The following is a 23944-nucleotide window of genomic DNA, read 5'->3' as shown; positions in this document are numbered from 1 at the left end:
CAAATATATATCCTAATTAATTGTCCATGAGATTTGGAGAAGCTGTTCCATGGCTCGCGTAACGGTCGAAGATTGCGTCCAGAAGGTTCCTAATCGCTTTGAGCTGGTGCTCCTTGCCGGCCAGCGCGCTCGCGAGATTTCGTCGGGCGGTCCTCTGACCGTCGATCGTGACAACGACAAGAACCCGGTCGTCGCTCTGCGTGAAATCGCCGAGGAAACGGTCGATCTGGATCACCTGCGCAATGCGGTGATTTCGGGCCTGCAGCGCCATGTCGAAGTGGACGAGCCCGAAGAGGACGAAATGGAAGCCTTCGCCGCCGAGCGCGACATGGCGCTCGACCAGAGCGAAGCGGCCATTGACGAAGAACTGGCCGAAGATGTGCTTTCGGTCAACGAAGACGGCACGTCGTTCGACGGCGACGCCTTCGGCATGGACGACCTGGGCGATTCCGTCGAGGACTGAATTTTGATAGGGGGCAGCATGGAAGATTCGTCAGGTTCCGGCTGTCCCCTGTTCCTCATGTCATATCGTCATAGTCTTGCGCCGTTAGGCACGCAACGGCGGCAGGTCATCGCATTTGCGAGCCATATCTCCAGGCCCGTCCGCCCATGATGCGCCAGTTCGAACTCGTTGAACGCGTCAAAACCTACGACTCGTCAGCCGACGAGAGCGCGATCAACCGTGCCTATGTCTTCGCCATGAAGATGCACGGGTCGCAATTGCGGGCTTCGGGCGACCCCTACTTTTCCCATCCCATCGAAGTGGCCGGCATTCTGACCGGCTATCGCCTCGATGCGGCCTCGATCATCACTGCCCTGCTGCATGATACGATCGAGGACACGCCGGCGACGCTGGAAGACATCGAGAAGCTGTTCGGCAAGGAGATCGGGCGGCTGGTCGATGGCGTCACCAAGCTGACGCGGATCGAACTGCAATCGGATCATTCCAAGCAGGCGGAGAATTTCCGCAAGCTCGTGCTGGCCATGTCCGAGGACATCCGCGTCCTGCTGGTCAAGCTGGCCGACCGGGTGCACAATATGCGCACCCTGCATTACATCTCCAAGCCCGAGAAGCGCCGCCGCATCGCGCTCGAGACGATGGAGATCTATGCGCCGCTGGCCGAGCGTATCGGCATGCAGGAGATGAAGAGCGAGCTGGAAGACCTCGCCTTCGCCGAACTTCACCCCGATGCCCGCTCCTCGATCATCGCGCGCCTGAACTTCCTGCGCGACCAGGGGGGCGATCTGATCGGGCGCATCCTTGAGGAATTGCGCAGCATCCTGGACGAGGCGGGGGTGAAGGCCACCGTCTCGGGGCGCGAGAAGACGCCCTATTCCATCTGGCGCAAGATGCAGCGCAACAATGTCGGCTTCGAGCAGCTTTCGGACATCATGGCGTTCCGCGTGGTGGTGGATTCCATCGAGGACTGCTATCGCGCCCTGGGCGTGATCCATTCCCGCTACCCGATGGTGCCTAACCGCTTCAAGGACTACATCTCGACGCCCAAGCCCAACGGCTATCGCTCGCTGCATACCGGCGTCTACGGCCCGGAGCGCCATCGCATCGAGGTGCAGATCCGCACCCAGGAAATGCACGAGATCGCCGAGCTGGGCGTGGCGGCCCACTGGCAGTACAAGCAGGGCGGCAAGGTCACAGAAGGGCGCCAGTATCGCTGGCTGCGTGAATTGCTCGACATCCTGGAACATGCGGCGGGGCCCGAGGAATTCCTCGAGCATACCAAGCTGGAGATGTTCCAGGACCAGGTCTTCTGTTTTACGCCCAAGGGCGACCTGATCGGCCTGCCGCGCGGTTCCTGTCCCGTGGACTTCGCCTATGCCGTCCACTCGGAGGTGGGCGATACCTGCGTGGGGGCCAAGATCAACGGCCGCATCATGCCGCTGCGCACCCAGCTGGGGAATGGCGACCAGGTCGAGATCATCACCTCCAAGGCGCAAACGCCGTCACCGACCTGGGAACGCTTCGTCGTCACCGGCAAGGCCCGCGCCCGTATCCGCCGTTTCATCCGCACCCAGCAGCGCAGCCAGTATCTGGACCTGGGCCGCGCCATCCTCCAGAAGGCCTTCAAGCAGGAAGGCTACGATTACACCGAAAAGGGCCTGGAAGGCGTCTTGAAGATCTTCAAGGCGAACAGCCTGGACGATCTGCTGGCGGCGGTGGGCGAGGGCGTGCATACCGGCCGCGAAGTGGTCCAGGCCGTCTATCCCGGCATCAAGACGGTGGCGCGTGCCGGAACCGACAACGTGGTGCCGCTCAAGCGCGCCAGCAAGAAGCCCGACGGCAAGCACGCCGTGCCGATCAAGGGGCTGATTCCCGGCATGGCCATGCATTTCGCGGGCTGCTGCCATCCCTTGCCCGGCGACCGCATCGTCGGCATCGTGACCACCGGCAAGGGCGTGACCATCCACACCATCGACTGCGATACGCTGGAGCAATTCGCCGACGCGCCGGAACGCTGGCTCGACCTAGCCTGGGAATCCGACGTGGATGGGAACGACGTCCATCTGGGCCGCATGCATCTGGTGGTGGCCAACGAGCCGGGCAGCCTGGGCAACCTGTCCACGGTGATCGCGAAGAATCTCGGCAACATCACCAATTTGAAGATCACGAACCGCAATCCGGACTTCTTCGAAATGATCATCGACGTCGAAGTCCGGGACGTGAAACACCTGACCCATATCATCGCCGCCTTGCGCGCCACACCGGCTATCAATTCGGTGGAGCGGGCGCGCAATTAAGATGATTTCCAGAGTGGCGTGGGTCATGATTTCTCCCATAATTTTGGGCGAAGGCCCAGATGGGAGAGCCGTGAAGTAACATGCTGTTTCGACGCCGACAAAAGCCGGGCTTGGCCCGTCGTCTGAGCGACCTTGTATGGCCCCGCTCAGGCTGGAGCCGTGCAGCGCGCTATGTGGGGCATCGCCTAGCCCGTTTGCCGGGCACGCCCTACGGCATCGCGGCCGGTTTCGCTTGTGGTGCCGCATCCTCGGTGCTGCCGTTGGTGGGAGCGCATTTCATCCTCGCCGCCCTGGCCGCCTGGGCGATCCGCGCCAATGTGGTGGCCTCGGCCATCGGGACTGTGGTGGGCAATCCCTGGACCTTCCCGGCCATCTGGTGGTCGACCTATTGGCTAGGTGACTGGATCCTGGGGGATGCCTCCCCGGCGGTTTCGAGCAGGCCAGATTTCGTCGGTATGTTCACTGGCCTGTGGCAGGCCGTGATCTTTCTTGATCTCCAGCAGATCGGCGGCAAGATCTGGCCGGTCCTGGCTCCGATGCTGGTGGGCAGCATTCCCTTGTCCATCATCACCGGAATTGCGTTCTATATTCCCCTGCGCCGACTCGTGGCCAGTTATCAGCATCTGCGCTTGACCCGCCGCCTCAGCAAGGTGGCCGTGCTGCGCCAGGCCAGCAAACAGGAGGGCCAGTGATGAAGTACCCGTTGCGCCTTGGTGTCAATATCGACCATGTCGCGACCATCCGGAATGCACGCGGAGGCGGCCATCCCGATCCCGTCCGCGCCGCCCGGATGGCTGCCCAGGCGGGAGCGGACGGCATCACGGCGCATCTGCGCGAGGACCGGCGCCATATCTCGGATGAAGACATCCTGCGCCTGGTCGAGGAGATCGACCTGCCGCTGAACCTGGAAATGGCTGCCACGCCGGAAATGCTGGAGATCGCCCTGCGCCATCGTCCGCATGCAGCCTGCATCGTGCCCGAGCGGCGCGAGGAGCGGACGACCGAGGGCGGCCTGGATGCCGCCGGTCAGATGGAGCAACTGCGTCCCTTCGTCGGCGCGCTGCGTGAGGCGGGCATCCGTGTTTCCCTGTTCGTCGAGGCGGACCCTCGCCAGCTCGACGCCGCCGTGGCGCTGGGGGCGCCGGTGGTCGAGTTGCATACCGGCGCCTATTGCGACGCTCCGGCCCATCTGCACGGCCGCGAACTGGACCGGCTTGCCGCTGCCGCCGCCCATGCCGACGCGTTGGGGCTGGAATGCCATGCCGGTCATGGGCTGACTTTCGAGACGGTACAGCCGGTCGCCGCGATTCCCACTCTCGTCGAGTTGAATATCGGCCATTTCCTGATCGGCGAGGCCATCTTCGGCGGGCTGGACAGCGCCATCAAGCGCATGCGCGCCCTGATGGACCAAGCCCGCGCGGAAAGCACCGGCGAGCGTTCGGCATGATCATCGGCCTGGGAAACGATCTCGTCGATATCCGCCGCATAGAACAGACCCTCGAACGTTTCGGCGAGCGCTTCGTCGGGCGCATCTTCACCGCTGCCGAGCGCAGCAAGGCGGAACGCCGGGCGGGCGCGCCGCGTCAGCTGGCCTCGACCTACGCCAAGCGTTTCGCCGCCAAAGAAGCTTGCTCCAAGGCCCTGGGAACGGGGTTCCGTGACGGCATCTTCTGGCGCGACATGGGCGTCGTGAACCTGCCCTCGGGCAAGCCGACATTGGCGCTGACGGGCGGGGCGGCCGAGCGTCTGGCCGCCATGACGCCGCCGGGCATGGTGGCGCAGATCGACCTGACGATGACGGATGAATACCCCCTGGCCCAGGCCGTGGTCATCATCTCTGCCGTGCCGGCCGGGCATGCGACTTGACAGATGGGGCCCAGGCTGGCTTGATCTGCCGGTCCGATGACATCGGACTTTCCATTCTTTTTATTTCCTTTCAAATATTTAGAGCTAGCAGTTAATGTCGGGAAAGAAGCCGGGCGGAGTTGCGGAAACGGTCAAGACGATCGTTTACGCCGTACTGATCGCCATTTTCGTCCGTACCGTGGCGTTCGAGCCGTTCAATATTCCCTCGGGTTCGATGATCCCGTCCTTGCTGGTCGGCGATTACCTGTTCGTCTCGAAATATTCCTACGGTTACAGCCGCTATTCCTTGCCCTTCGGCCTGCCGCTTTTCGAGGGCCGCATCATGTTCACGCCGCCCGAGCGCGGTGACGTGGTGGTCTTCAAGCTGCCGACCGATTCCTCGAAGGACTTCATCAAGCGCGTCGTCGCCCTGCCGGGCGAAACGGTGCAGATGGTCGGGGGCGTGCTGCATATCAACGGCGAGCCGGTCCAGCGCCGCCAGATCGAGGATTACGTGGTCCGCGGCCCCCTGGGTGGCGTCGAGCGTATTCCGCAATATATCGAGACCCTGCCCAACGGCACCGAGCACCGCATCCTCGAAGCCCATGGCGACCGCGGCATGATGGACGAAACCCGCGTCTATCACGTTCCCGAAGGCCATTACTTCATGATGGGCGACAACCGCGACAACTCGCAGGATAGCCGCTATCCCGAGGTGGGCTTCGTGCCCGTCGACCATCTGGTCGGCCGTGCCGAGGTGCTGTTCTTCTCCACCGACCGCAGCGCCGCCTTGTGGGAAGTGTGGAAATGGCCGTGGGCGATCCGGTGGGAGCGCATCTTCAGCAGGATCGAGTAGCCGCCATGGCGAAGGAACGGGCACGGCTTCATCAGGCGCTGGAATACAAATTCTCCAATCCCAGGCTTCTGGACGAGGCGCTGACCCATCCCAGCGCCTTGCAGGGACGCCAGGGCCGCGCCTCGGGGCGCGGCGGCTATGAGCGGCTGGAATTCCTGGGCGATAGGGTGCTAGGGTTGGTGGTGGCTGAAATGCTGTTCAACGCCTTCCCCAATGAGAATGAAGGGGCCCTGGCGCGGCGCCATGCCGCTCTGGTCCGGCGCGAGGCGCTGGCCCGGGTCGCCGCCGAGATCGGGCTGGGTGCTTGCCTGGCCATGTCGCGTGGCGAAGAGGAAACGGGGGGGCGCAATAATCCGACGCTGCTGGCCGATGCCTGCGAGGCGGTGATCGGCGCCCTCTATGCCGATGCCGGCTTGGATGTGGCCGCTTCCTTCGTACGCCGCCATTGGGAACCGTTGATGGGCGAGGCCCTGACGCCGCCCAAGGATGCCAAAACGGCCTTGCAGGAATGGGCGCAGGGACTGGGCCGCAAATTGCCCCTCTATACGACGCTGGGGATGGAAGGGCCACCGCACGAGCCTATCTTCCTGGTGGAGGTGATGGTCGAAGGCGTTGAAAGCGTGACCGGCCGAGGCACCTCGAAACGGGCGGCCGAGCAGGCCGCCGCGCAAGCCATGTTGGAAAAGGTGAAGTCGTGAGCGAAACCCGTTGCGGCTTCGTCGCCCTGTTGGGGGCACCGAATGCCGGTAAATCGACCCTGATGAACCAGATGGTGGGGACCAAGGTCTCCATCGTCTCGCCCAAGGTCCAGACCACGCGCTCGCGCGTGCTGGGCATCGCGATGGTCGATGAAGCCCAGATCATCTTCGTCGATACGCCGGGCATCTTCACGCCCAAGCGTCGTCTGGAACGGGCCATGGTGGCTGCTGCCTGGACGGGGGCCGGCGATGCCGACCGCATCGCGCTGCTGATCGATTCCGCCAAGGGCCTGGACGAGGATACCCGCAGCATCCTGGACAAGCTGTCGGAATCCGGCCGCAAGGCGATCCTGGTGCTCAACAAGGTCGATCTCGTCAAGCGCGAGACCTTGCTGGGCCTGGCCGACCAGTTGAACCAGACCGGGCTGTTCACCGATGTCTTCATGGTCAGCGCCCAGACCGGCGACGGCGTGGCCGATCTGCTGAAATTCTTCTCCGGTATCCTGCCGCCCGGGCCGTGGCTTTATCCCGAGGACGAAGTCTCGGACATGCCCATGCGCCTGCTGGCCTCCGAGATCACCCGCGAGAAGGTGTTCCTGCAGCTTCACCAGGAATTGCCCTATTCCATCGCCGTCGAGACCGAATCCTGGCAGGACCGCGACGACGGCAGCGTCCGCATCGATCAAGTCATCTATGTCCAGCGGGAAAGCCAGAAGCCCATAGTGCTGGGCAAGCAGGGCCGCCAGGTGAAGGCCATCGGCGCTGCTTCGCGCACGGAACTGGAACATATCCTGGAACGCCGGGTCCATCTGTTCCTGCATGTGAAGGTGCGGGAGGATTGGCTGGAGCGCCGGTCCCATTACAGCGACATGGGCCTGGATTTCGACGTCTAGCCGCTGATGGAATGGAGCGAGGAAGCCATCCTGCTTTCGGCCCGCCGTCATGGCGAGGCAGGGGCGGTGGCGACGCTCTTCGCACGTGGCAAGGGCGTGCATGCCGGCATGGTGCCGGGCGGGGCGAGCCGGGCCATGCGGGGCGTGCTCCAGCCCGGCAATCTGGTCCTGGCGACATGGCGGGCGCGGCTGTCCGAGCAATTGGGCAGCTTCCATCTCGATCCCCTCCGCGACGTGGCCGGGGCGTTACTGAGCGACGCCGCCCGGCTTTCTGCCCTCAGTTCGGCCTGCGCCCTCGTCGAGGCGGCCTTGCCTGAGCGCGAGGCCCATCCCGCCCTGTGGGATGCCACCCGCGCCCTGCTCGATGCCTTGCCCTCCGAATCCTGGGCCACCGTCTATGTGCATTGGGAATTGGCCCTGCTGCGCGAATTGGGCTTCGGCCTGGACCTCTCGGCCTGCGCGGCGACCGGCGTGACCGAGGAATTGTGTTGGGTCTCTCCCAAGAGCGGGCGGGCCGTCTCGCGTCAGGCGGGCGAGCCCTGGCGGACCAAGCTTTTGCCTTTGCCCGCTTTCCTGCTGGCGGGCGGCGAGGGCAGGGCGGAAGACCTGCTGGCCGGACTGGCCTTGACGGGATATTTCCTTGACCGGCATGTCATGGCGGCCCATGGCCTGTCTCTGCCCGCGGCCCGGTCCCGTTTGGTTGACCGGCTGCGTCCATAAGCTAGTATACTGGCCATCTTTCTCGATTTGTTCAGGTTAGCATGCCGAAAACAGCCCCCGCCGATCTTGTTCAGGACGTGAAGCTGTCCGACGCCCTGGGCGAGCGTTACCTCGCCTATGCCATGTCCACCATCGTCTCGCGCTCGCTGCCCGATGTGCGCGACGGCCTGAAGCCGGTCCATCGCCGGCTGCTCTATGCCATGCAGCAATTGAAGCTGGATCCCGATGCCGGCTTCAAGAAATGCGCCCGTGTGGTCGGCGATGTGATCGGTAAGTACCACCCCCATGGCGACGTCGCGGTCTATGACGCCATGGTCCGTCTGGCCCAGGATTTCGCGGTACGCTATCCGCTGGTCGAGGGGCAGGGCAATTTCGGCAATATCGACGGCGACAATGCTGCGGCCATGCGTTACACCGAGGCGCGGCTAACGGCGGTGGCCCAGGCCCTGATGGACGGGCTGGACGAGGATGCGGTGGACTTCCGCCCGACCTATGACGGCACCGAGCAGGAGCCGGTGGTCATGCCGGCGGCCTTTCCCAATCTGCTGGCCAACGGCTCCTCGGGCATCGCCGTGGGCATGGCGACCAATATCCCGCCGCATAATGTCGGCGAGCTGTGCGACGCGCTGGTCTACCTGATCGCCCATCCCGATTGCGCCGTGGACGCCTTGTTGCCGCTGGTGCCGGGGCCGGACTTCCCCACGGGCGGCGTGCTGGTGGAAACCGCCGAGAATGTGGCCGAGGCCTATCGTACGGGACGCGGCAGCTTCCGCCTGCGTGCGCGGTGGAGCCAGGAAAAGCTGAGCCACGGCCTGTATCAGATCGTCGTGACCGAAATCCCCTATCAGGTCCAGAAGTCCAAGCTGATCGAGAAGGTGGCCGAGCTTCTGGCCCAGCGCAAATTGCCGCTTCTGGCCGATATCCGCGACGAATCGGCCGAGGACGTGCGGATCGTGCTGGAGCCGCGCAACCGCAGCGTCGACCCCGAAGTCCTGATGGAACAATTGTTCCGCCAGACCGATTTCGAGGTGCGTTTCGGCCTCAACATGAATGTGCTCGATGCCGATTCCACGCCGAGGGTGATGAACCTGAAGGAAGTGCTGCGCGCCTTCCTCGACCATCGCCATGAAGTGCTGCTGCGCCGGTCGCGCCATCGTCTGGCCAAGATCGAGCGCCGCCTGGAAATCCTCGAAGGCTATCTGATCGCCTATCTCAACCTGGACGAGGTCATCCGCATCATCCGCGAGGAGGACGAGCCCAAGCAGGAGATGATGCGGCGCTTCAAGCTGACCGAGATCCAGGCCGAGGCCATCCTGAACATGCGCCTGCGCAGCTTGCGCAAGCTCGAGGAAATCGAGATCCGTACCGAGCATGACAAGCTGTCGGGCGAAAAGGCGGAACTGGAAACCCTGCTCTCGGACGAGAAGCGCCGCTGGAAGGTCATCTCGAAGCAGATCGCCGCGACGGCTAAGCAATTCGGCAAGAACACCGAACTGGGCCGCCGCCGTACCGAGCTGGGGGCGGCTCCTTCCGTGGTCGACGTGCCGCTGGAAGCCTTCATCGAGAAGGAGGACATCACCGTCATCCTGTCCGAGAAGGGATGGATCCGGGCGGTGAAGGGGCATGTTTCCAGCGTCGAGGACATGAAGTTCAAGGACGGCGATTCGCTGCTCTTCTCGGTCCAGGCCTCGACCACCGACAAGATCCTGTTCTTCGGCAGCAATGGCCGCTTCTACACCCTTTCAGGCGACAAGATCCCGCGCGGGCGCGGCTTCGGCGAACCGTTGCGCCTGTCCGTCGACCTGCCCAACGACGCGGAAGTCGTGGCGATGCGCGTCCACCAGCCGGGAACCAAGCTGCTGGTGGCGTCGAACCTGGGCAAGGGGTTCCAGGTCGATGAAAGCGAGGTCCTCGCCCAGACCCGCCAGGGCAAGCAGATCCTCAACCTGCCCGAAGGGACGAAAGCCGCCTTCTGCCTGCCCGTGGAAGGGGATGCCGTGGCGATTATCGGCGAGAACCGCAAGATGCTGGTGTTCAAGCTGGAGGAAGTTCCGGTGATGACCCGGGGTCAGGGCGTCATCTTCCAGAAATACGCCGCCGGCGGGGTCGCCGACATCAAGATCTTCACCCTCGCCGAAGGATTGCGCTGGAAGAGCGGCGAACGCGAACGCCATGAACCGGACCTGACGGCATGGCTTGGCAAGCGCGCATCCGCCGGTCGTCTGCCGCCGACCGGATTTCCCCGTGCAAACCGGTTTACCTGAAGGTCCGGGACTGCTATTACCACCAACGTATAAGAACGATTCGTAATGTTGCGGATGTTCTGTTTTTGCAATCGTTGCGGCCGGCATGACGCCGGCCGTAATGCAGCACGGGGGGGTGAATGTGATCGCGCTGGCTGGCCTCGTCCGCTTGATATGCACAATCAATAAAATCCTCGGACATATCTTTTCCTGGTTCACGCTGGGAATCGTCCTGATCTGCTTCACGGTCGTCGTCATGCGTTACGCCTTCTCCACCGGTTTCGTGTGGATGCAGGACCTTTACGTCTGGCTCAATGCCATGATGTTCACGGGAATCGCGGGCTATACGCTGATGCGGAACGGTCATGTGCGCGTCGATATCTTCTATCGCCCTGCTTCGACGCGGCGAAAGGCGATGGTCGATCTGCTGGGCTTCTTCGTGTTCCTGCTGCCCTTCGTGACGGTGATCTGGCTCTATTCCTGGTCCTTCGTGATGCGGTCCTGGACCTTTGCCGAATCCTCGAGCAATGCCGGCGGCTTGCAGGGGCTGTATGTCCTGAAATCCTTCATCCTGGTGTTCTGCGTCGTCGTCGGCCTGCAAGGTCTGGCCATGGTCGGACGCAGCATCCTGGTCCTGACGGGTAACGAACATCTGCTCCCCGAAGATCTGCGCTACGAAGGAAACTAAGGACCATGGATACCGTTCTGATCGGCGAGATTCTCAGCCTGGTGATGTTCTTCGGCATCATCCTGGTGCTGATGCTCGGTTATCCGGTGGCCTTCGCGCTGGCCGGCACGTCTCTTATCTTCGGTGGCATCGGCTGGTTGCTGGGAGCCTTCGATCCCTCCAATCTGGGTGCGCTGGCCACGCGCTATACCGGCATCATGGTCAATGAAGTGCTGGTTGCTGTGCCGCTGTTCATCTTCATGGGCGTCATGCTCGAGCGCTCCAAGATCGCCGAGCAATTGCTGATGACCATGGGCCAGCTTTTCGGCAGCCTGCGCGGCGGCCTCGGCCTGTCGGTCGTGGTGGTCGGCGCGCTGCTGGCGGCCTCGACCGGCATCGTCGGCGCCACCGTCGTCACCATGGGCCTGCTCAGTCTGCCGGCCATGATGCGCGCGGGCTACGACCCCAAGCTCGCTTCGGGCGTCATCTGCGCCTCGGGCACGCTGGGGCAGATCATCCCGCCCTCGACCGTGCTGATCTTCATGGGCGACATGCTCTCGGGCATCAATGCTCAGGTGCAGATGGAGAAGGGCAATTTCGCGCCCGATCCGGTGTCGGTGGGCGACCTCTTCGCCGGTGCCTTCCTGCCCGGCGTCCTGCTGGTCCTGCTGTATATGGGCTGGGTGATGGTCAAGGCCGTCATCGATCCCAAGAGCTGCCCTGCCATGCCCATGAACGAGACCGAGCGCAAGAATATCGTCCGCCAGGTCGTCGTGGCCTTGATCCCGCCGCTGGCCCTGATCGTCGCCGTGCTGGGTTCGATCCTGCTGGGGATTGCCACGCCGACGGAATCGGCTTCGGTCGGCGCCGTGGGGGCGAGCGTCCTGGCCGCCCTGCGCGGACGCCTGACCTTGCAGAATCTGCGGGACGTGATGAAGTCGACGGCCGAGATCACCTGCATGGTCTTCATCATCATGTTCGGTGCGACCGTCTTCTCGCTGGTCTTCCGCATGATGGGCGGTGAAGCCCTGGTCGAGGAATTCCTCTCCTCGCTGCCCGGCGGCGCCCTGGGTGCGGTGATCTTCGTCATGCTGCTGATGTTCGTGCTGGGCTTCATCCTGGACACGTTCGAGATCATCTTCATCGTCATGCCGATCACGGCACCGATCCTGCTGATGATGGACGTCAACCCGATCTGGCTCGGCGTGATGATCGGCGTGAACCTGCAGACCAGCTTCCTGACGCCGCCTTTCGGCTTCTCGCTCTTCTATCTGCGCGGCGTGGCGCCCAACAGCGTCTCGACCTTGCAGATCTATCGCGGCGTGATCCCCTTCGTGGCGTTGCAGATCCTGGCGCTGGCCGCCCTGTTCATGTGGCCCAACCTCGCCACTTGGCTGCCGACCATGATCTTCCGCTGATCGCGGCAATCATCCGGCCCTGATTACAAGGCCCGCGTCCGATGGCGCGGGCCTTTCTTCTTTTCTTGTCTCGCCGGGTCTCCATCCAGTCATGAAAAAAGGCCCGCACCTTGGGGTGCGGGCCTTGCCCTCAGGTCGCTTGTGGGAAGGATCAGCTGAGATTGGTGAAGAACTTCTCGCGGGCCTGCAAGAAGGCCATGTCCACGTTCTGCGTGCGCTCACGCAGCAGGGTCATGGCCTTGATGAAGGATTCGGCGGTCTTCTGGGTCAGGGGATCGCCGCCTTCGCGCAATTCGCGCAGGATATCGGCCGAGGCCTTGGCACCGGCTTCGACGATCTCCTCGGGGAATTGATGGACCTGGACGCCATGCTTTTCGACCAGGACACGCAGGGCCTGCGGATCATGGGCATAGAAATCGGCGGTGACCTGCTCGTATTCGGCCTGGCAGGCGATCTCGACGATCTTCTGCAGGTCCTTGGGCAGGGCCTCGAACTTGGCCTTGCTGACGGTCAGTTCCGTCGCCATGCCCGGCTCGATGAAGCTGGGGAAATAGTAGTTCTTGGCGACCTGGTGGAAGCCCAGGGCGAGGTCGTTGTAGGGGCCGACGAATTCGGCGGCATCCAGGGCACCCGATTGCAGGGCCTGGAACAGTTCGCTGGCCGGCAGGTTGACCACGGTGGCGCCCAGACGCTCCCACACCTGGCCGCCGAGGCCGGGGGTGCGGAACTTCAGGCCGCGGATGTCCGACAGGCCGGTCAGCTCGCGGCGGAACCAGCCGCCCGCCTGGGTGCCGGTCTGGCCGCTCAGGAAGGCCTTGACGCCGAACTGGGCATAGACCTCGTCCCAGACTTCCTGACCGCCGAGATAGCGGATCCAGGCGCTGAGTTCGTTGGCCGTCATGCCGAAGGGCACGCCGCTGAAGAAGTTCGCCGCGCGGGACTTGCCGTGCCAGTAATAGGGGGTGCCGTGGCTCATCTCGGCCGAGCCTTCGATGACCGCATCGAAAGCCTGCAGGGCGGGCACCAGCTCACCTTGGGAATAGACGCGCACCGTCAAGCGACCGTCGGACATTTCGGTGATACGCTGGCCCAAGCGGGCGGCGCCGACGCCGATGCCGGGGAAATTCTTGGGCCAAGTGGTGACCATGCGCCATTCCTGCTTCCCCTGGGCGATTGCTGGCTTGGGGAAGGAGGAGGCGGCGAAGGCGGCACCTGCGACGCCGGTGACAGCTGCACCGGAGAGGAATTCGCGACGTTTCATATTTCGTAATCCTCCCTGAGGGTCGGAGTGTCGAGACCATCCCTGCAGCCAAAGAAACGATGACGCTGGGGCGTGTCCCGAGCCGATCTACTTTCTGCAAGGCATTGCGGATAAAAGGCGGCCATATAACGAGCCGGGCGGGCATTATAGGGACAAAAGTTGGGGGTGCAATGCCCAGTCGTATGCCGAAGGCCTTGGTTTTGGCTGCCCAATAGTAAAAGAAGGCCCGTGCCTTGCGACACGAGCCTCCTTCCTATCCGGTGAGCCGGCGTTTAGCTCAGACCGTTGAAGAACTTCTCGCGCGCCGCGAGATAAGCCATGTCCACGTTCTGGGTGCGCTCGCGCACCAGGGCCAGGGAGGTGGCGTAGGAATCGGCGGTCTTCTTGGTCAGGGCGTCGCCGCCTTCGCGCAATTCCCGCAGGAGATCGGCCGAGGCCTTGGCGCCGGCTTCGATGATGTCCTCGGGGAATTGGTGGATCTTGACCCCATGCTTCTCGACCAGCGTGCGCAGGGCTTGCGGGTCGTGGGAATAGAAGTCGGCAGTCATCTGCTCGTATTCGGCCTGACAGGCGATCTCGACGATCGTCTGCAGGTCCTTGGGCAGGGCCGTGAACTTCGACTTGCTGACGGTCAGTTCGAAGGCCAGGCCGGGTTCGATGAAGCTGGGGAAGTAGTAGTTCTTGGCGACCTGGTGGAAGCCCAGGGCGAGGTCGTTATAGGGGCCGACGAATTCGGCGGCATCCAGGGCACCCGATTGCAGGGCCTGGAAGATTTCGCCACCGGCCAGGTTGACCACGGTGGCCCCCAGGCGTTCCCACACCTGGCCGCCGAGGCCGGGGGTGCGGAACTTCATGCCCTTGATGTCATTCACCGATGACAGTTCGCGGCGGAACCAGCCGCCGGCCTGGGTGCCGGTCTGGCCGCAGAGGAAAGCCTTGACACCGAACTGGTCGTAGACTTCGTCCCAGATTTCCTGGCCGCCGAGATAGCGGATCCAGGCACTGAACTCGTTGGAGGTCATGCCGAAGGGAACGCCGCTGAAGAAGCTCGCCGCCCGCGACTTTCCATGCCAGTAATACGCGGAGCCATGGCTCATTTCCGCCGAGCCTTCAATGACCGCATCGAAGGTCTGCAAGGCGGGAACCAGTTCGCCGGCGGAATAGACGCGCACCGTCAAGCGGCCGTCGGACATTTCGGTGATGCGCTGAGCCAGACGATTGGCGCCGACCCCCATGCCGGGGAAATTCTTGGGCCAAGTGGTGACCATCCGCCACTCTTGCTTGCCTTGAGCAATGGCAGGAGTCGCAAAAGTGGCAGAGGCGGCGGCGACGCCCGTCACGGCGGCGCCGGTCAAAAAATCGCGGCGTTTCATTAAAGGTCTCCTCCCGGGGACTTATTATGATCTGTTTATGATCTGGCAAAGCGGTGATGGAGACATATCCATCCTCGCGCGCAGCCCCTGGGGGTTGATCCTTACCTTGGGGTTGCGTTTGACGAATTATAAATACAAATCGCCCGAACGCAACTGTCCTCCTTTAGCGGTATCCTCAAGAACTTGCCGCTCTTTCTGCTCTTCGCGCTTTCTGGCCGCGTCGGTCTGCGCCTTGGCGTCGATGACGCGCCATCCGCCGGGGCCGAAGGCTTCCAACGGGGCGAAGCGGGCCTTGTAGGCCATCTTGCGGCTTTCGGCGATCCAATAGCCCAGATAGACATAGGGCAGTCCCAGGCGCTTGGCCTCCTGCACCAGCCACAGGATCACATAGGTGCCCAGGCTGCGCTCGGGCTGGGTCGGCTCGAAGAAGCTGTAGACGGCCGACAGGCCGTCGCTCATGCGGTCGGTCAGGCAGCAGCCGATCAGTACCCCCTGCGGGTCGCGGAACTCGATCAGGACGGTGTCGATGGGGCTGTCCTCGACCATCGAGCGGTAGTCGTAGAAGCCCATCAAGGCCATGTCGCCGCCGGAATGGCGGGAGTCCTGGTAGCGCGAGAACAGGCGGTACTGTTCCGAGGTAGCGCGTGCCGGCACTTCCGAGGCGCGCAGGTCGCCGTTGATCTTCTGCAGCCGCCGCATGGACCGCTTGGAGGTGAATTCATCGACGACGATGCGCACCGGGACGCAGGCATTGCAGCCGGGGCAGGCGGGAGTATAGGCGATGGAATGGCTGCGGCGGAAGCCGGCCCGGGACAAGGCTTCGTGGAGGACTTCCGAATCCGGCCCCGTCAGTTCGGTGACGATTTTTCGTTCCAGCCTTCCCGCAATGTAGGGACAGGGCAGGGGTGCTGTGGTGAAGAAGAAATGTGGCCGCTTAAGGGGAATATGATCCATTGTCCTGCATCGGTCCCGCTTGTTCATACAGTCCCAATATGGTGCTGCGTGGTAAGTCCTGCCAGCATCGACAAGAGGCAGGTCACCTGCCTGTCTCGGAGGAGAGAGCATTTACCACGATCGTACCTGACAGGAAGTCGTGCAAGGTCCGACGGCGGGGGTTGAAGAACACCACGAGAAGAATAAGTGCGCCGGTCAGGGCCAGGGAGCCGTAGAAGCAGATCGTCTGGATCGCCGCCTGAAGCAGGGTCGGCGGCGTCTGGGCCACCGGGGCTGGGCCGACCAAGCTGCGGACATGCAGGCCCATGACCCGCATCCCCAAGGTGGCAGAGCGGCGGCCGCCGATCAGCAGGATGTGGTAGGCCAGCGGCGTCAGGGCCGTAGCCAGGGCCTGGAACGGCGCGAGAAGGCCGAAGGTCAGCAGCGTCGCCATGCCCGTCAGCAGCCAGACCCCGGCGATGAGGAAGAACAGGATCACCGCATCCAGAAGATAGGCGAGGCAGCGCTTGAGGGTCACGCCGTCATAATATTGCGGCTGACGCACCGGGTCGGGCGCTTCCTGCCGTGGCGAGGTGCTGCCGTTTTCGAAGCTGGGCATGGAACCGGACATGGACGAAGACCCTCCCTAGCCGCGGCGGAACTGGGCCGCGGCGCCAGTACGGTTCCCGCCGGGGCGGGAACCGTGAAAACCATGCCACCTATCTGGCGCTGCCCGGGGACAATTGAAGCCCGGACCGGCTAAAGGAAGGGCCCTTTAGCGGCTTTCCACCCGCAGAACCCCGGGCACGGGCTGTTCGCGCAGCAGGACGATGCTGATCCGGCGATTGCGGGCATCGCTGGGATCGTCGGCCACCAGCGGGTCCTGGTCGGCCCGGCCGACGACGCGGTCGATGCGTTCCTCGGGCACGCCGGCCATCATCAGGACGCGCCGGCTCGCCAAGGCACGGTCAGCCGACAATTCCCAGTTGGTGTAGCCCGAGCCGTCGGCGAAGCGGGTCGCGTCGGTATGGCCGGAAATGGCGATCTGCTTGGGCAATTGCTGCACCACGCGGCTGACCAGTTCCAGAAGCGCACGGGTATGGCCGTACATATTGGCGCTGCCGCGCGGGAACATCGCCAGGCCTTCCTGGTCGACGATCTGGATCCGCAGTCCTTCCGGCGTGTTGTCCACCATCAGGCTGTCCTTGAGCTTGGCGAGCTCGGGGATCGACTGCATGGCCTGTTCCAGCGCCTGCATGGCCCGTTCGAACTGCTGCTGTTCGCGTTCGGCCATGGCTTCTTCGAACTCTTCCTGGGTCAGCCCTTCCGACGGGTCCGTCAGGTCCTCGCCGCCCGAGCCGATGGTCGGCGGCGGCAGGGAATGGCGAATGGCGGGCGAGCTCAACTGGCTGGTCATCGCGCCTTCGCCGATGGTCATGCCGCCCAGCATGCCACCGGCGCCGCTGCTCGAACGGGACAGGGATGCCGGCGCGAAGTAATCGGAAATCCCCTTCAGCTGCTCTTCCGTGACGGCATTGAGCAGCCACAGCAGCAGGAAGAAGGCCATCATGGCGGTCACGAAGTCGGCGTAGGCCACTTTCCAAGCGCCGCCATGGTGGCCGTGGCCACCCTTCTTGATACGCTTGATGATGATTGGCTGGTTGCTGTCGGCCATGATCGTTATCAGTCAGGAGGCAGGTTGGTGACCGTATCCTCGACCTCCGAGAAGGAGGGGCGGACTTCCGGGGGCAGGGTCTTGCGAGCGAATTCGATCGAAACCTGCGGGGCGTAGCCCTGCATATGGGCCAGCAGGCCGGCCTTGATGCATTGCATGTAGCGGGTTTCGGAGTCGAAGACCTTGGCCATGCTGTTGCCGATCGGGCCGACGAAGCCGTAGGACAGCAGAACGCCGAGGAAGGTCCCGACCAGGGCCGCGCCGATCAGGCCGCCCAGCACTTCCGGCGGTTCGGTGATCGAGCCCATGGTGTTGATGACGCCCAGCACGGCGGCGACGATGCCAAGCGCCGGCAAGCCGTCGGCCATGGTGGTGACCGCCCCGGACATGGCGTGGGCTTCCTCGTGGTGGGATTCGATCTCGGCGTCGATGATCGCTTCCACCTCGTGGGCATTGTTGGTGCCCAGGGTCAGCAGGCGCAGATAATCGCAGAGGAAATCGCGGCTGTGATGGTCGGCGGTGAATTTCGGGAACTTCTGGAACAGCGGGCTTTCGTCGGGCTTTTCCACATGGCTTTCCAGGGCGAGGTCGCCCTTGGTCTTGGCCAGCTTGAACACCGAATAGAGCAGGCTGAGAAGCTCGATATAGCTGGCTTTGTCATGGCGCGGGCCGCGGAAGATCAGCTTGATGTTCTTGACGGCCCCCATCCAGACCGGGCGGGGATTGCCCAGGATGAAGGCGCCGATCGCGGCCCCGCAGATGATCAGCACTTCGAAGGGCTGCCACAGGATGGACAAGTTACCGCCATGCGCCCCATAGCCCACAAGGACCGAGCTCGCTACGACAACCATGCCGATGATTGCAAACATACTGAAAAACCCTGAAGTGTGGCCGGTGGGGCCTATAACCCATTAGAGGTAGCTATAATTCCCGTTGCGGTGCACAAGTCAATGGAAGATATGCCTTAACGAGCGATACCCGAGCACGGCAAAGGGCCTTATTGCTAGCTTTATCCTTCCATCCGTTTCCTGTATGAAGCATTAACGACCAATCGATTTCGACCGGAACGGAGCTCATGACTGTCGATCCGCGCAGCTTTCGCAAAGCCCTGGGTTGCTTTCCCACGGGAGTGACCGTGGTGACCACGGTGAGCGAGACGGGGCAGCCGGTCGGCGTTACCGTCAGTGCCTTTTCTTCGCTTTCGCTGGAACCGCCGCTGGTTCTGTTCTGCCTGGACAAGAAGAACAACAGCCTGGAAGCGCTGCGGGCTTCGGGTCACTTCGTCATCAACGTCCTGCGCGACGATCAACGGGAATTGTCGATCCGCTTTTCTTCCCGCATGGAGGAAAAGTGGAAGGGCCTGTCCTATGACAGCTGGGTCACGGGCTCGCCTGTTCTTCCCGGTTGCCTTGCCAACATCGAATGCCGTACCAGCGAAGTCATCGACGGGGGCGACCACGCCATCTTCATTGGCCAGGTGGTGCGGCTGGAATCGCGCCCGGCGGGCCAGCCGCTGGTCTATTTCCGGGGTGCCTATGCCGATATCGGCTGCACCGCCGGTTTGCCCTAAGGGGCCGGAACCGCCTCTGTTCGCCTTTTCCGCCATCGAGGCTTTGCGGCCGATGCGCCCTTTGGAAGAGGAGGTTGGATGTTGAAGGCCTTGCGCCTTGCCGCCGCGACCACATTGCTGCTTGCCGGTATGGCCCTGCCGGTTTCGGCCCAGGAGGACTTCGCGGCGTTCCTCGAAGGGCTCAAAGCCGAGGCGCGTTCGGCCGGAATCAGCGAGGCCACGATCGAGGCCGCGTTGAGCGGAGTGGAGCCGGTGCCGCGCGTGATCGAACTGGACCGCAGCCAGCCCGAGCGCACCCTGACCTTCGAGCAATACCGCAACCGCATCGTTTCCCAGGAACGCATCGCCCGGGGACGGCAGCTCTACGACGAGAACCGCGAATTACTGGAGGAGATCGGCCGCCGCTATGGCGTGCAGCCGCGCTTCATCGTGGCGCTGTGGGGAATCGAATCCGATTACGGCCGCGTGACCGGGGACTTCCAGGTGGTGCCGGCCCTTGCCACCCTGGCTCATGAGGGGCGCCGGGCGGCCTTCTTCCGCCAGGAATTGCTCGCCGCCCTGCGGATCCTCGATGAAGGGCATATCCCCGTCGGGCAGATGACCGGTTCCTGGGCCGGGGCGATGGGCCAAAGCCAGTTCATGCCTTCGAGCTTCCTGCGCTTCGCACAGGACGGCAACGGCGACGGCCGCCGGGATATCTGGAATTCCCGTCCCGATGTCTTCGCCTCGATCGCCAATTACCTGTCCCAGTCGGGCTGGAACCGTAACCAGACATGGGGCAGGGAGGTGCGCCTTCCGGCCGGATTCGACCAGCGTCTGATCGGAACCGCCACCCGCCGCAGCGTCAATCAATGGCAGGCGCTGGGTGTGCGCCGTGCCGATGGCGGCAATCTTCCTTCCAGCACGATTCAGGGCTCGCTGGTAAGGGCCGGGGAGGGCGGGCCGGTCTTCCTCGTCTACGACAATTATCGCACCTTCCTTACCTGGAATCGGTCCACTTTCTTCGCAGCATCGGTCGGATTACTTGCGGACGCGATCGGCAGTCAGTAAGGTCTACCACCTAAGTGGGGACATTGCTGAAGGTCGTTGATGATGCGAAAGGCTGTCTGGACGAAGTTGCTCGCCATCTCGGTGGTGGGCGGCATAACGGCAGGTTGTGCCCAGACAGAGCTGGCCGTTCATACGGCCAAGACCCTGACCCCGGCCCCGAGCACCAAGAGCACGGGCAACTACAAGGTCGGGAATCCTTATCAGATCAGGGGCGTATGGTATTACCCTGCGGTCGATTACAATTACGACGAGACCGGCATCGCCTCGTGGTACGGCCCGGGCTTCCATGGCAAGCAGACCGCCAACGGCGAGATCTTCAATCAGAACGACATAACGGCGGCGCATCGTACCCTGCCGATGCCTAGCCTCGTGCGGGTAACCAATTTGGAGAATGGCCGGTCGATCGTCGTGCGGATCAACGACCGGGGGCCCTTTGCCCATGGCCGCATCATCGACCTGTCGCGGCGCTCGGCCCAGCTTTTGGGCTTCGAGCAGCAGGGCACGGCCAAGGTGCGGGTGCAGATCCTGGCCGAGGAAAGCCGCCTGATGGCGCAAGGGCAGGACCCGGGGACGCCCGCTCCGTCGGCCGCGCCGCGCGTCACCGTCGCCGCCGAGACCCTGCCGCCGCCGGGAAGCAACGAAAGGCCCCAGCCGGTGGTGCATACGCCTCCGCCGGAACGTCTTTCCCCGCCGCCCGCTCCCGAAATGGTCCTGGAAAACCAGACGGTGCTTCAGGGAACGCCGGTCAACACCCAGGTCTATGTGCAGGCCGGGGCCTTTTCCCTCTATGACAATGCCAATCGCCTGAGCGCGCAATTGTCCGGCCTGGGCATGGCCCAGATTTCCACCGTCCATGTCAATGGCTCGGAGTTATACCGCGTCCGTCTTGGTCCCTTTGCCAGTGTCGAGGAAGCCGACCGTCTACTCGCCACGGTGATCCATTCGGGCTATACCGATGCAAGGATAATCGTCGATTAACGGATGCGCGTCATACTTAAGGCGCAATCTAGGTCTATGGACGCCGTTGATCCGTCTCCAAGCACAGGCATCGAGAGTAATGGTAGCAATCACGCCCTCCTTCCTCCGTCGACCGCTCGCCGCAGTCATTACCGCCACGCTTCTCGTGGTTGGCTCCGCCGCCCATGCGGTCGAGGTCGAAACTGCCGCCCGCGAGGCCATCCTGGTGGATTTCGCCACCGGGAAGGTTCTGTTTGAGAAGAACGCCGACGAGCTGATGCCGCCGTCCTCGATGAGCAAGCTGATGACCAGCTACATGGTCTTCGACCATATCAAGGACGGCAGCCTGTCGTTGGAAGACACTTTCCCGGTCAGCGAGCGGGCTTGGCGCAAGCAAGGTTCGAAGATGTTCGTCCATGTGGGCGACCAGGTCAGCGTCGAGGACCTGCTGCGCGGTGTCATCGTCCAGTCCGGTAACGATGCCTGCATCGTGCTCGCCGAGGGACTGGCGGGCAGCGAAGAGGCCTTCGCCGAGCGGATGAACCGCCGGGCGCGTGAGATCGGCCTGACCTCCTCGACCTTCCGCAACGCCACAGGCTGGCCGGATGAAGGCCATCTGATGACCGCCCGCGACCTGGCGACCCTGGCGCGGCGTCTGATCATGGACCATCCGGAATATTACCACCTCTATTCCGAGCGGAATTTCACCTATGCCGGCATCACGCAGGGCAACCGCAACCCGCTGCTTTACCGCAACATGGGAGCCGACGGCCTGAAGACCGGCCATACCGAGGCCGCGGGCTATGGCTTGACCGCCTCGGTGCAGCGCGACGGCCGTCGCCTGATCCTGGTGGTCAACGGCCTGAAGAGCATGCAGCAGCGCGCCGACGAATCCGCCCGCCTGCTGGAATGGGGCTTCCGCGAATTCGATAATTACACCCTGGCCGAGGCCGGCGAGGCCTTCACCGAGGCCGAGGTCTGGCTGGGCCAGAAGGCCACCGTGCCGCTGATCGCCGCCGACAAGGCCGTGGTCACGCTGCCGCGCCGTGCGCGTGAGAACATGGAAGTGAAGGCGGTCTATGAAGGCCCCGTCGCCGCCCCCATCCGCAAGGGTGACCAGATCGCCAAGCTGGTGGTGTCGGTGCCCGATCAGGCCCCCATCGAATTGCCGCTCTATGCCGGCGCTGATGTCGAACGCCTGGGCTTCGTCGGCCGTATCGGGGCCGCCCTGCAACATGTGGTCTTCGGACCCAACTGACGGATGTCATGACCACCACAGGACGGCGCGGCCGTTTCATTACGCTGGAAGGCGGCGAGGGAGGGGGGAAATCTACCCAGACCCGTCTGCTGGTCGAAGCGCTGCGCCGGTCCGGTCATGCGGTGGTCCAGACCCGCGAGCCGGGCGGATCGGCCGGGGCCGAGGAAATCCGGCGCCTTCTGGTCGAGGGGGCGACGGATCGCTGGGACCCGATGACCGAGGCCCTGCTGCATTACGCCGCGCGCCGTGACCACGTCCTGCGGACCATCGAACCGGCCCTGGCCGCCGGGCAATGGGTGGTCAGCGACCGCTTCGCCGATTCCACCCTTGCCTATCAGGGCTTCGGCCATGATCTGGGGGCAGAGGCCATCGAGCGGCTGCATCATGCCGCCATCGGCGATTTCGCTCCGGACCTGACCCTGATCCTCGACCTGCCCGTGGAAGAGGGGCTGAAGCGCGCCCTTGGCCGGGGCGGCGCCGAGGACCGTTACGAACGCATGGACAGGGATTTCCATCAACGCATGCGGGACGGTTTCCTCTCGATCGCCCGCAGGCAGCCGCAACGCTGTGTGGTCCTGTCCGCTCTGGGGAGCGTGGGAGAGGTCCATGGGCGGGTGATGGAGGCAGTGGCCGCCAAGTTCGACCTTGCACTGTCATGAGTGCCGACATTCCGCTTCCCCGTGAGACGCCGCTTCTGCTCGGACATGCGGCAGCTGAACGCGCCCTGGTCGATGCCTGGTCTTCCGGGCGCATGGCCCATGCCTGGCTGATCTGCGGCCCGCGCGGCATCGGCAAGGCCACCCTGGCCTATCGCTTCGCCCGTTTCGTGCTGAGCGGCGGTGCGGCGGAGCAGGGCGGGGGCTTGTTCGGCGATGCAGTCCCGCCCGGCCTGGATATGGCTGCCGACCATCCGGTCTTCCGCCGTGTCGCCGCCGGAGGCCATGCCGACCTGAAAGTGGTCGAGCGCGGCTGGAGCGACGACAAGCAGACGCGCAGACGCGGCGAGATTGTGGTGGAGGACGTCCGCGGCGTCGGTGCCTTCCTGTCCTTGACCGCCGCCGAGGGCGGCTGGCGCGTGGTCATCATCGACGCTGCCGACGAGATGAACCGTTCCAGTGCCAATGCCGTGCTGAAGGTGCTGGAGGAACCGCCGCGCAACGCCTTGCTGCTGCTGGTGGCCCATAGCCCGGGACGGCTGCTTCCGACCATCCGGTCGCGCTGCCGCCGCCTGATGCTCCAACCGCTGTCCGAAACCACCGTGCTGGAACTGCTGCGGCGCAATCGGCCAGACCTGAGCGATGACGATGCCAGGGCCTTGGCGCGGCTGGGCGAGGGCAGTGTCGGCCGGGCCCTGGCCTTGGCGGGCGAGGGCGGGCTGGACCTCTACCGCGACATGGTCGGGCTGTTGCAGGGCCTGCCCCGGCTGGATATTCCCGCCTTGCATGCCTTCGGTGACCGGGTGTCGCGCAGCGGCGCCGATCAGGCCTGGCGCACGGTGACCGAGCTTTTCGGCTGGTGGCTGGCCCGCGTCATCCGCACCGGAGGCGCCCGCCAGTCCATCGCCGAGGTCGTACCCGGCGAGGCGGAGGTGGCCGAACGGCTGCTTTCGGCGGCCAGCCTTGATCAATGGGTTGAGGTGTGGGAAAAGAATACTTCCTTGTTCGCCCGCGCCGACGCGGTGAACCTCGACCGCAAGCAGGTCGTTCTAAACGCTTTTCAGACCGTGGAGCGGCTGGCGCGCCCTTGACCCGCCGGCCGGGACCCATAGGT

Annotated in this window: 24 protein-coding genes; 18 read left to right on the top strand and 6 right to left on the bottom strand. The window is 63.6% G+C overall.

The window, feature by feature from the left end:
- The first annotated feature begins 49 nt into the window (after positions 1–49).
- The 12 genes from rpoZ to EPD66_RS02810 all read left to right on the top strand — a co-directional run bounded on the left by rpoZ (position 50) and on the right by EPD66_RS02810 (position 12097).
- Complete coding sequence (rpoZ, locus tag EPD66_RS02865) at positions 50–463, top strand: DNA-directed RNA polymerase subunit omega (RefSeq protein ID WP_142846969.1); 414 nt, start codon at positions 50–52, stop codon at positions 461–463.
- Positions 464–609: 146 nt separating this feature from the next.
- Positions 610–2757: a bifunctional (p)ppGpp synthetase/guanosine-3',5'-bis(diphosphate) 3'-pyrophosphohydrolase gene (locus EPD66_RS02860; RefSeq protein WP_142846968.1), complete on the top strand. Its 2148-nt coding sequence runs from the start codon at positions 610–612 to the stop codon at positions 2755–2757.
- 80 nt (positions 2758–2837) lie between these two features.
- Positions 2838–3449, top strand: coding sequence for a DUF2062 domain-containing protein (locus EPD66_RS02855; protein WP_142846967.1), 612 nt, complete (start codon positions 2838–2840; stop codon positions 3447–3449).
- The gene (locus EPD66_RS02850; protein WP_142846966.1) at positions 3449–4204 is read left to right on the top strand and encodes a pyridoxine 5'-phosphate synthase; all 756 of its coding nucleotides are present in this window, start codon (positions 3449–3451) and stop codon (positions 4202–4204) included. Before EPD66_RS02855 ends, EPD66_RS02850 begins: the two co-directional genes overlap by 1 nt.
- Positions 4201–4623, top strand: coding sequence for a holo-ACP synthase (acpS, locus tag EPD66_RS02845; RefSeq protein ID WP_142846965.1), 423 nt, complete (start codon positions 4201–4203; stop codon positions 4621–4623). The genes EPD66_RS02850 and acpS overlap by 4 nt, the downstream gene beginning before the upstream one ends.
- Positions 4624–4717: 94 nt before the next feature.
- Entirely contained in the window at positions 4718–5458 is a 741-nt protein-coding gene (gene lepB, locus EPD66_RS02840; RefSeq protein ID WP_142846964.1) for a signal peptidase I, read from the top strand.
- Positions 5459–5463: 5 nt separating this feature from the next.
- On the top strand, positions 5464–6156 hold the full coding sequence (rnc, locus tag EPD66_RS02835) for a ribonuclease III (protein ID WP_142846963.1): 693 nt from the start codon (positions 5464–5466) through the stop codon (positions 6154–6156).
- Positions 6153–7049: a GTPase Era gene (era, locus tag EPD66_RS02830; RefSeq protein WP_142846962.1), complete on the top strand. Its 897-nt coding sequence runs from the start codon at positions 6153–6155 to the stop codon at positions 7047–7049. Before rnc ends, era begins: the two co-directional genes overlap by 4 nt.
- A gap of 3 nt (positions 7050–7052) precedes the next feature.
- On the top strand, positions 7053–7769 hold the full coding sequence (gene recO / locus EPD66_RS02825) for a DNA repair protein RecO (RefSeq protein WP_185961235.1): 717 nt from the start codon (positions 7053–7055) through the stop codon (positions 7767–7769).
- A 41-nt stretch (positions 7770–7810) separates the two neighbouring features.
- Positions 7811–10033 carry a DNA topoisomerase IV subunit A gene (gene parC / locus EPD66_RS02820; protein WP_142846960.1) on the top strand — a complete coding sequence of 741 codons (2223 nt, stop codon included), beginning with the start codon at positions 7811–7813 and terminating at the stop codon, positions 10031–10033.
- Positions 10034–10154: 121 nt separating this feature from the next.
- Positions 10155–10700, top strand: a complete 546-nt coding sequence (locus tag EPD66_RS02815) for a TRAP transporter small permease subunit (protein ID WP_142847128.1) — start codon at positions 10155–10157, stop codon at positions 10698–10700.
- A gap of 5 nt (positions 10701–10705) precedes the next feature.
- Positions 10706–12097, top strand: a complete 1392-nt coding sequence (locus EPD66_RS02810) for a TRAP transporter large permease subunit (RefSeq protein ID WP_142846959.1) — start codon at positions 10706–10708, stop codon at positions 12095–12097.
- Between the two features lie 151 nt (positions 12098–12248).
- Here the strand turns inward: EPD66_RS02810 and EPD66_RS02805 are convergent, their stop codons facing one another.
- The 6 genes from EPD66_RS02805 to motA form a co-directional block, all read right to left on the bottom strand.
- A complete protein-coding gene (locus EPD66_RS02805; RefSeq protein WP_142846958.1) occupies positions 12249–13358 on the bottom strand; it encodes a TRAP transporter substrate-binding protein in 1110 nt (369 codons plus the stop codon).
- Between the two features lie 272 nt (positions 13359–13630).
- On the bottom strand, positions 13631–14731 hold the full coding sequence (locus tag EPD66_RS02800; RefSeq protein WP_142846957.1) for a TRAP transporter substrate-binding protein: 1101 nt from the start codon (positions 14729–14731) through the stop codon (positions 13631–13633).
- A 126-nt stretch (positions 14732–14857) separates the two neighbouring features.
- Positions 14858–15685 (bottom strand): arginyltransferase, encoded by an 828-nt coding sequence (locus EPD66_RS02795; protein ID WP_142846956.1) that lies wholly within the window; start codon positions 15683–15685, stop codon positions 14858–14860.
- A gap of 82 nt (positions 15686–15767) precedes the next feature.
- Positions 15768–16295 (bottom strand): RDD family protein, encoded by a 528-nt coding sequence (locus tag EPD66_RS02790; protein ID WP_255448347.1) that lies wholly within the window; start codon positions 16293–16295, stop codon positions 15768–15770.
- Between the two features lie 144 nt (positions 16296–16439).
- Positions 16440–17339 (bottom strand): flagellar motor protein MotB, encoded by a 900-nt coding sequence (motB, locus tag EPD66_RS02785; RefSeq protein ID WP_142846955.1) that lies wholly within the window; start codon positions 17337–17339, stop codon positions 16440–16442.
- Positions 17340–17347: 8 nt separating this feature from the next.
- On the bottom strand, positions 17348–18208 hold the full coding sequence (motA, locus tag EPD66_RS02780) for a flagellar motor stator protein MotA (protein WP_142846954.1): 861 nt from the start codon (positions 18206–18208) through the stop codon (positions 17348–17350).
- Positions 18209–18414: 206 nt separating this feature from the next.
- On the opposite strand from motA, the gene EPD66_RS02775 reads away from it, so the two are divergent.
- The 6 genes from EPD66_RS02775 to EPD66_RS02750 all read left to right on the top strand — a co-directional run bounded on the left by EPD66_RS02775 (position 18415) and on the right by EPD66_RS02750 (position 23921).
- Complete coding sequence (locus tag EPD66_RS02775) at positions 18415–18909, top strand: flavin reductase family protein (RefSeq protein WP_142846953.1); 495 nt, start codon at positions 18415–18417, stop codon at positions 18907–18909.
- A 78-nt stretch (positions 18910–18987) separates the two neighbouring features.
- Positions 18988–19959 carry a lytic transglycosylase domain-containing protein gene (locus EPD66_RS02770; protein ID WP_142846952.1) on the top strand — a complete coding sequence of 324 codons (972 nt, stop codon included), beginning with the start codon at positions 18988–18990 and terminating at the stop codon, positions 19957–19959.
- A gap of 39 nt (positions 19960–19998) precedes the next feature.
- Positions 19999–20937, top strand: coding sequence for a septal ring lytic transglycosylase RlpA family protein (locus EPD66_RS02765; RefSeq protein ID WP_142846951.1), 939 nt, complete (start codon positions 19999–20001; stop codon positions 20935–20937).
- A gap of 79 nt (positions 20938–21016) precedes the next feature.
- Positions 21017–22174 (top strand): D-alanyl-D-alanine carboxypeptidase family protein, encoded by a 1158-nt coding sequence (locus EPD66_RS02760; RefSeq protein ID WP_142846950.1) that lies wholly within the window; start codon positions 21017–21019, stop codon positions 22172–22174.
- Positions 22175–22182: 8 nt separating this feature from the next.
- Complete coding sequence (gene tmk / locus EPD66_RS02755) at positions 22183–22833, top strand: dTMP kinase (RefSeq protein WP_142846949.1); 651 nt, start codon at positions 22183–22185, stop codon at positions 22831–22833.
- Positions 22830–23921, top strand: a complete 1092-nt coding sequence (locus EPD66_RS02750) for a DNA polymerase III subunit delta' (RefSeq protein WP_142846948.1) — start codon at positions 22830–22832, stop codon at positions 23919–23921. Before tmk ends, EPD66_RS02750 begins: the two co-directional genes overlap by 4 nt.
- Positions 23922–23944: the final 23 nt, after the last annotated feature.

Source organism: Telmatospirillum sp. J64-1, assembly GCF_006980715.1.
GTDB lineage: Bacteria > Pseudomonadota > Alphaproteobacteria > Rhodospirillales > Magnetospirillaceae > Oleiliquidispirillum > Oleiliquidispirillum nitrogeniifigens.
Note: the sequence above shows the minus strand (reverse complement) of the source record. Positions and strands in the feature narration are given on the sequence as shown.

Excerpts from the sequence above, each read along its gene's own strand:
- EPD66_RS02765 (WP_142846951.1), top strand. The coding sequence starts at position 19,999 with ATGATGCGAAAGGCTGTCTGGACGAAGTTGCTCGCCATCTCGGTGGTG.
- EPD66_RS02750 (WP_142846948.1), top strand. The coding sequence starts at position 22,830 with ATGAGTGCCGACATTCCGCTTCCCCGTGAGACGCCGCTTCTGCTCGGA.
- EPD66_RS02770 (WP_142846952.1), top strand. The coding sequence starts at position 18,988 with ATGTTGAAGGCCTTGCGCCTTGCCGCCGCGACCACATTGCTGCTTGCC.
- tmk (WP_142846949.1), top strand. The coding sequence starts at position 22,183 with ATGACCACCACAGGACGGCGCGGCCGTTTCATTACGCTGGAAGGCGGC.
- EPD66_RS02800 (WP_142846957.1), bottom strand. The coding sequence starts at position 14,731 with ATGAAACGCCGCGATTTTTTGACCGGCGCCGCCGTGACGGGCGTCGCC.
- EPD66_RS02810 (WP_142846959.1), top strand. The coding sequence starts at position 10,706 with ATGGATACCGTTCTGATCGGCGAGATTCTCAGCCTGGTGATGTTCTTC.
- EPD66_RS02760 (WP_142846950.1), top strand. The coding sequence starts at position 21,017 with ATGGTAGCAATCACGCCCTCCTTCCTCCGTCGACCGCTCGCCGCAGTC.
- EPD66_RS02855 (WP_142846967.1), top strand. The coding sequence starts at position 2,838 with ATGCTGTTTCGACGCCGACAAAAGCCGGGCTTGGCCCGTCGTCTGAGC.
- EPD66_RS02790 (WP_255448347.1), bottom strand. The coding sequence starts at position 16,295 with ATGTCCGGTTCCATGCCCAGCTTCGAAAACGGCAGCACCTCGCCACGG.
- EPD66_RS02850 (WP_142846966.1), top strand. The coding sequence starts at position 3,449 with ATGAAGTACCCGTTGCGCCTTGGTGTCAATATCGACCATGTCGCGACC.
- acpS (WP_142846965.1), top strand. The coding sequence starts at position 4,201 with ATGATCATCGGCCTGGGAAACGATCTCGTCGATATCCGCCGCATAGAA.
- EPD66_RS02860 (WP_142846968.1), top strand. The coding sequence starts at position 610 with ATGATGCGCCAGTTCGAACTCGTTGAACGCGTCAAAACCTACGACTCG.
- lepB (WP_142846964.1), top strand. The coding sequence starts at position 4,718 with ATGTCGGGAAAGAAGCCGGGCGGAGTTGCGGAAACGGTCAAGACGATC.
- rpoZ (WP_142846969.1), top strand. The coding sequence starts at position 50 with ATGGCTCGCGTAACGGTCGAAGATTGCGTCCAGAAGGTTCCTAATCGC.
- EPD66_RS02795 (WP_142846956.1), bottom strand. The coding sequence starts at position 15,685 with ATGGATCATATTCCCCTTAAGCGGCCACATTTCTTCTTCACCACAGCA.
- rnc (WP_142846963.1), top strand. The coding sequence starts at position 5,464 with ATGGCGAAGGAACGGGCACGGCTTCATCAGGCGCTGGAATACAAATTC.
- EPD66_RS02805 (WP_142846958.1), bottom strand. The coding sequence starts at position 13,358 with ATGAAACGTCGCGAATTCCTCTCCGGTGCAGCTGTCACCGGCGTCGCA.
- motA (WP_142846954.1), bottom strand. The coding sequence starts at position 18,208 with ATGTTTGCAATCATCGGCATGGTTGTCGTAGCGAGCTCGGTCCTTGTG.
- motB (WP_142846955.1), bottom strand. The coding sequence starts at position 17,339 with ATGGCCGACAGCAACCAGCCAATCATCATCAAGCGTATCAAGAAGGGT.
- parC (WP_142846960.1), top strand. The coding sequence starts at position 7,811 with ATGCCGAAAACAGCCCCCGCCGATCTTGTTCAGGACGTGAAGCTGTCC.
- EPD66_RS02775 (WP_142846953.1), top strand. The coding sequence starts at position 18,415 with ATGACTGTCGATCCGCGCAGCTTTCGCAAAGCCCTGGGTTGCTTTCCC.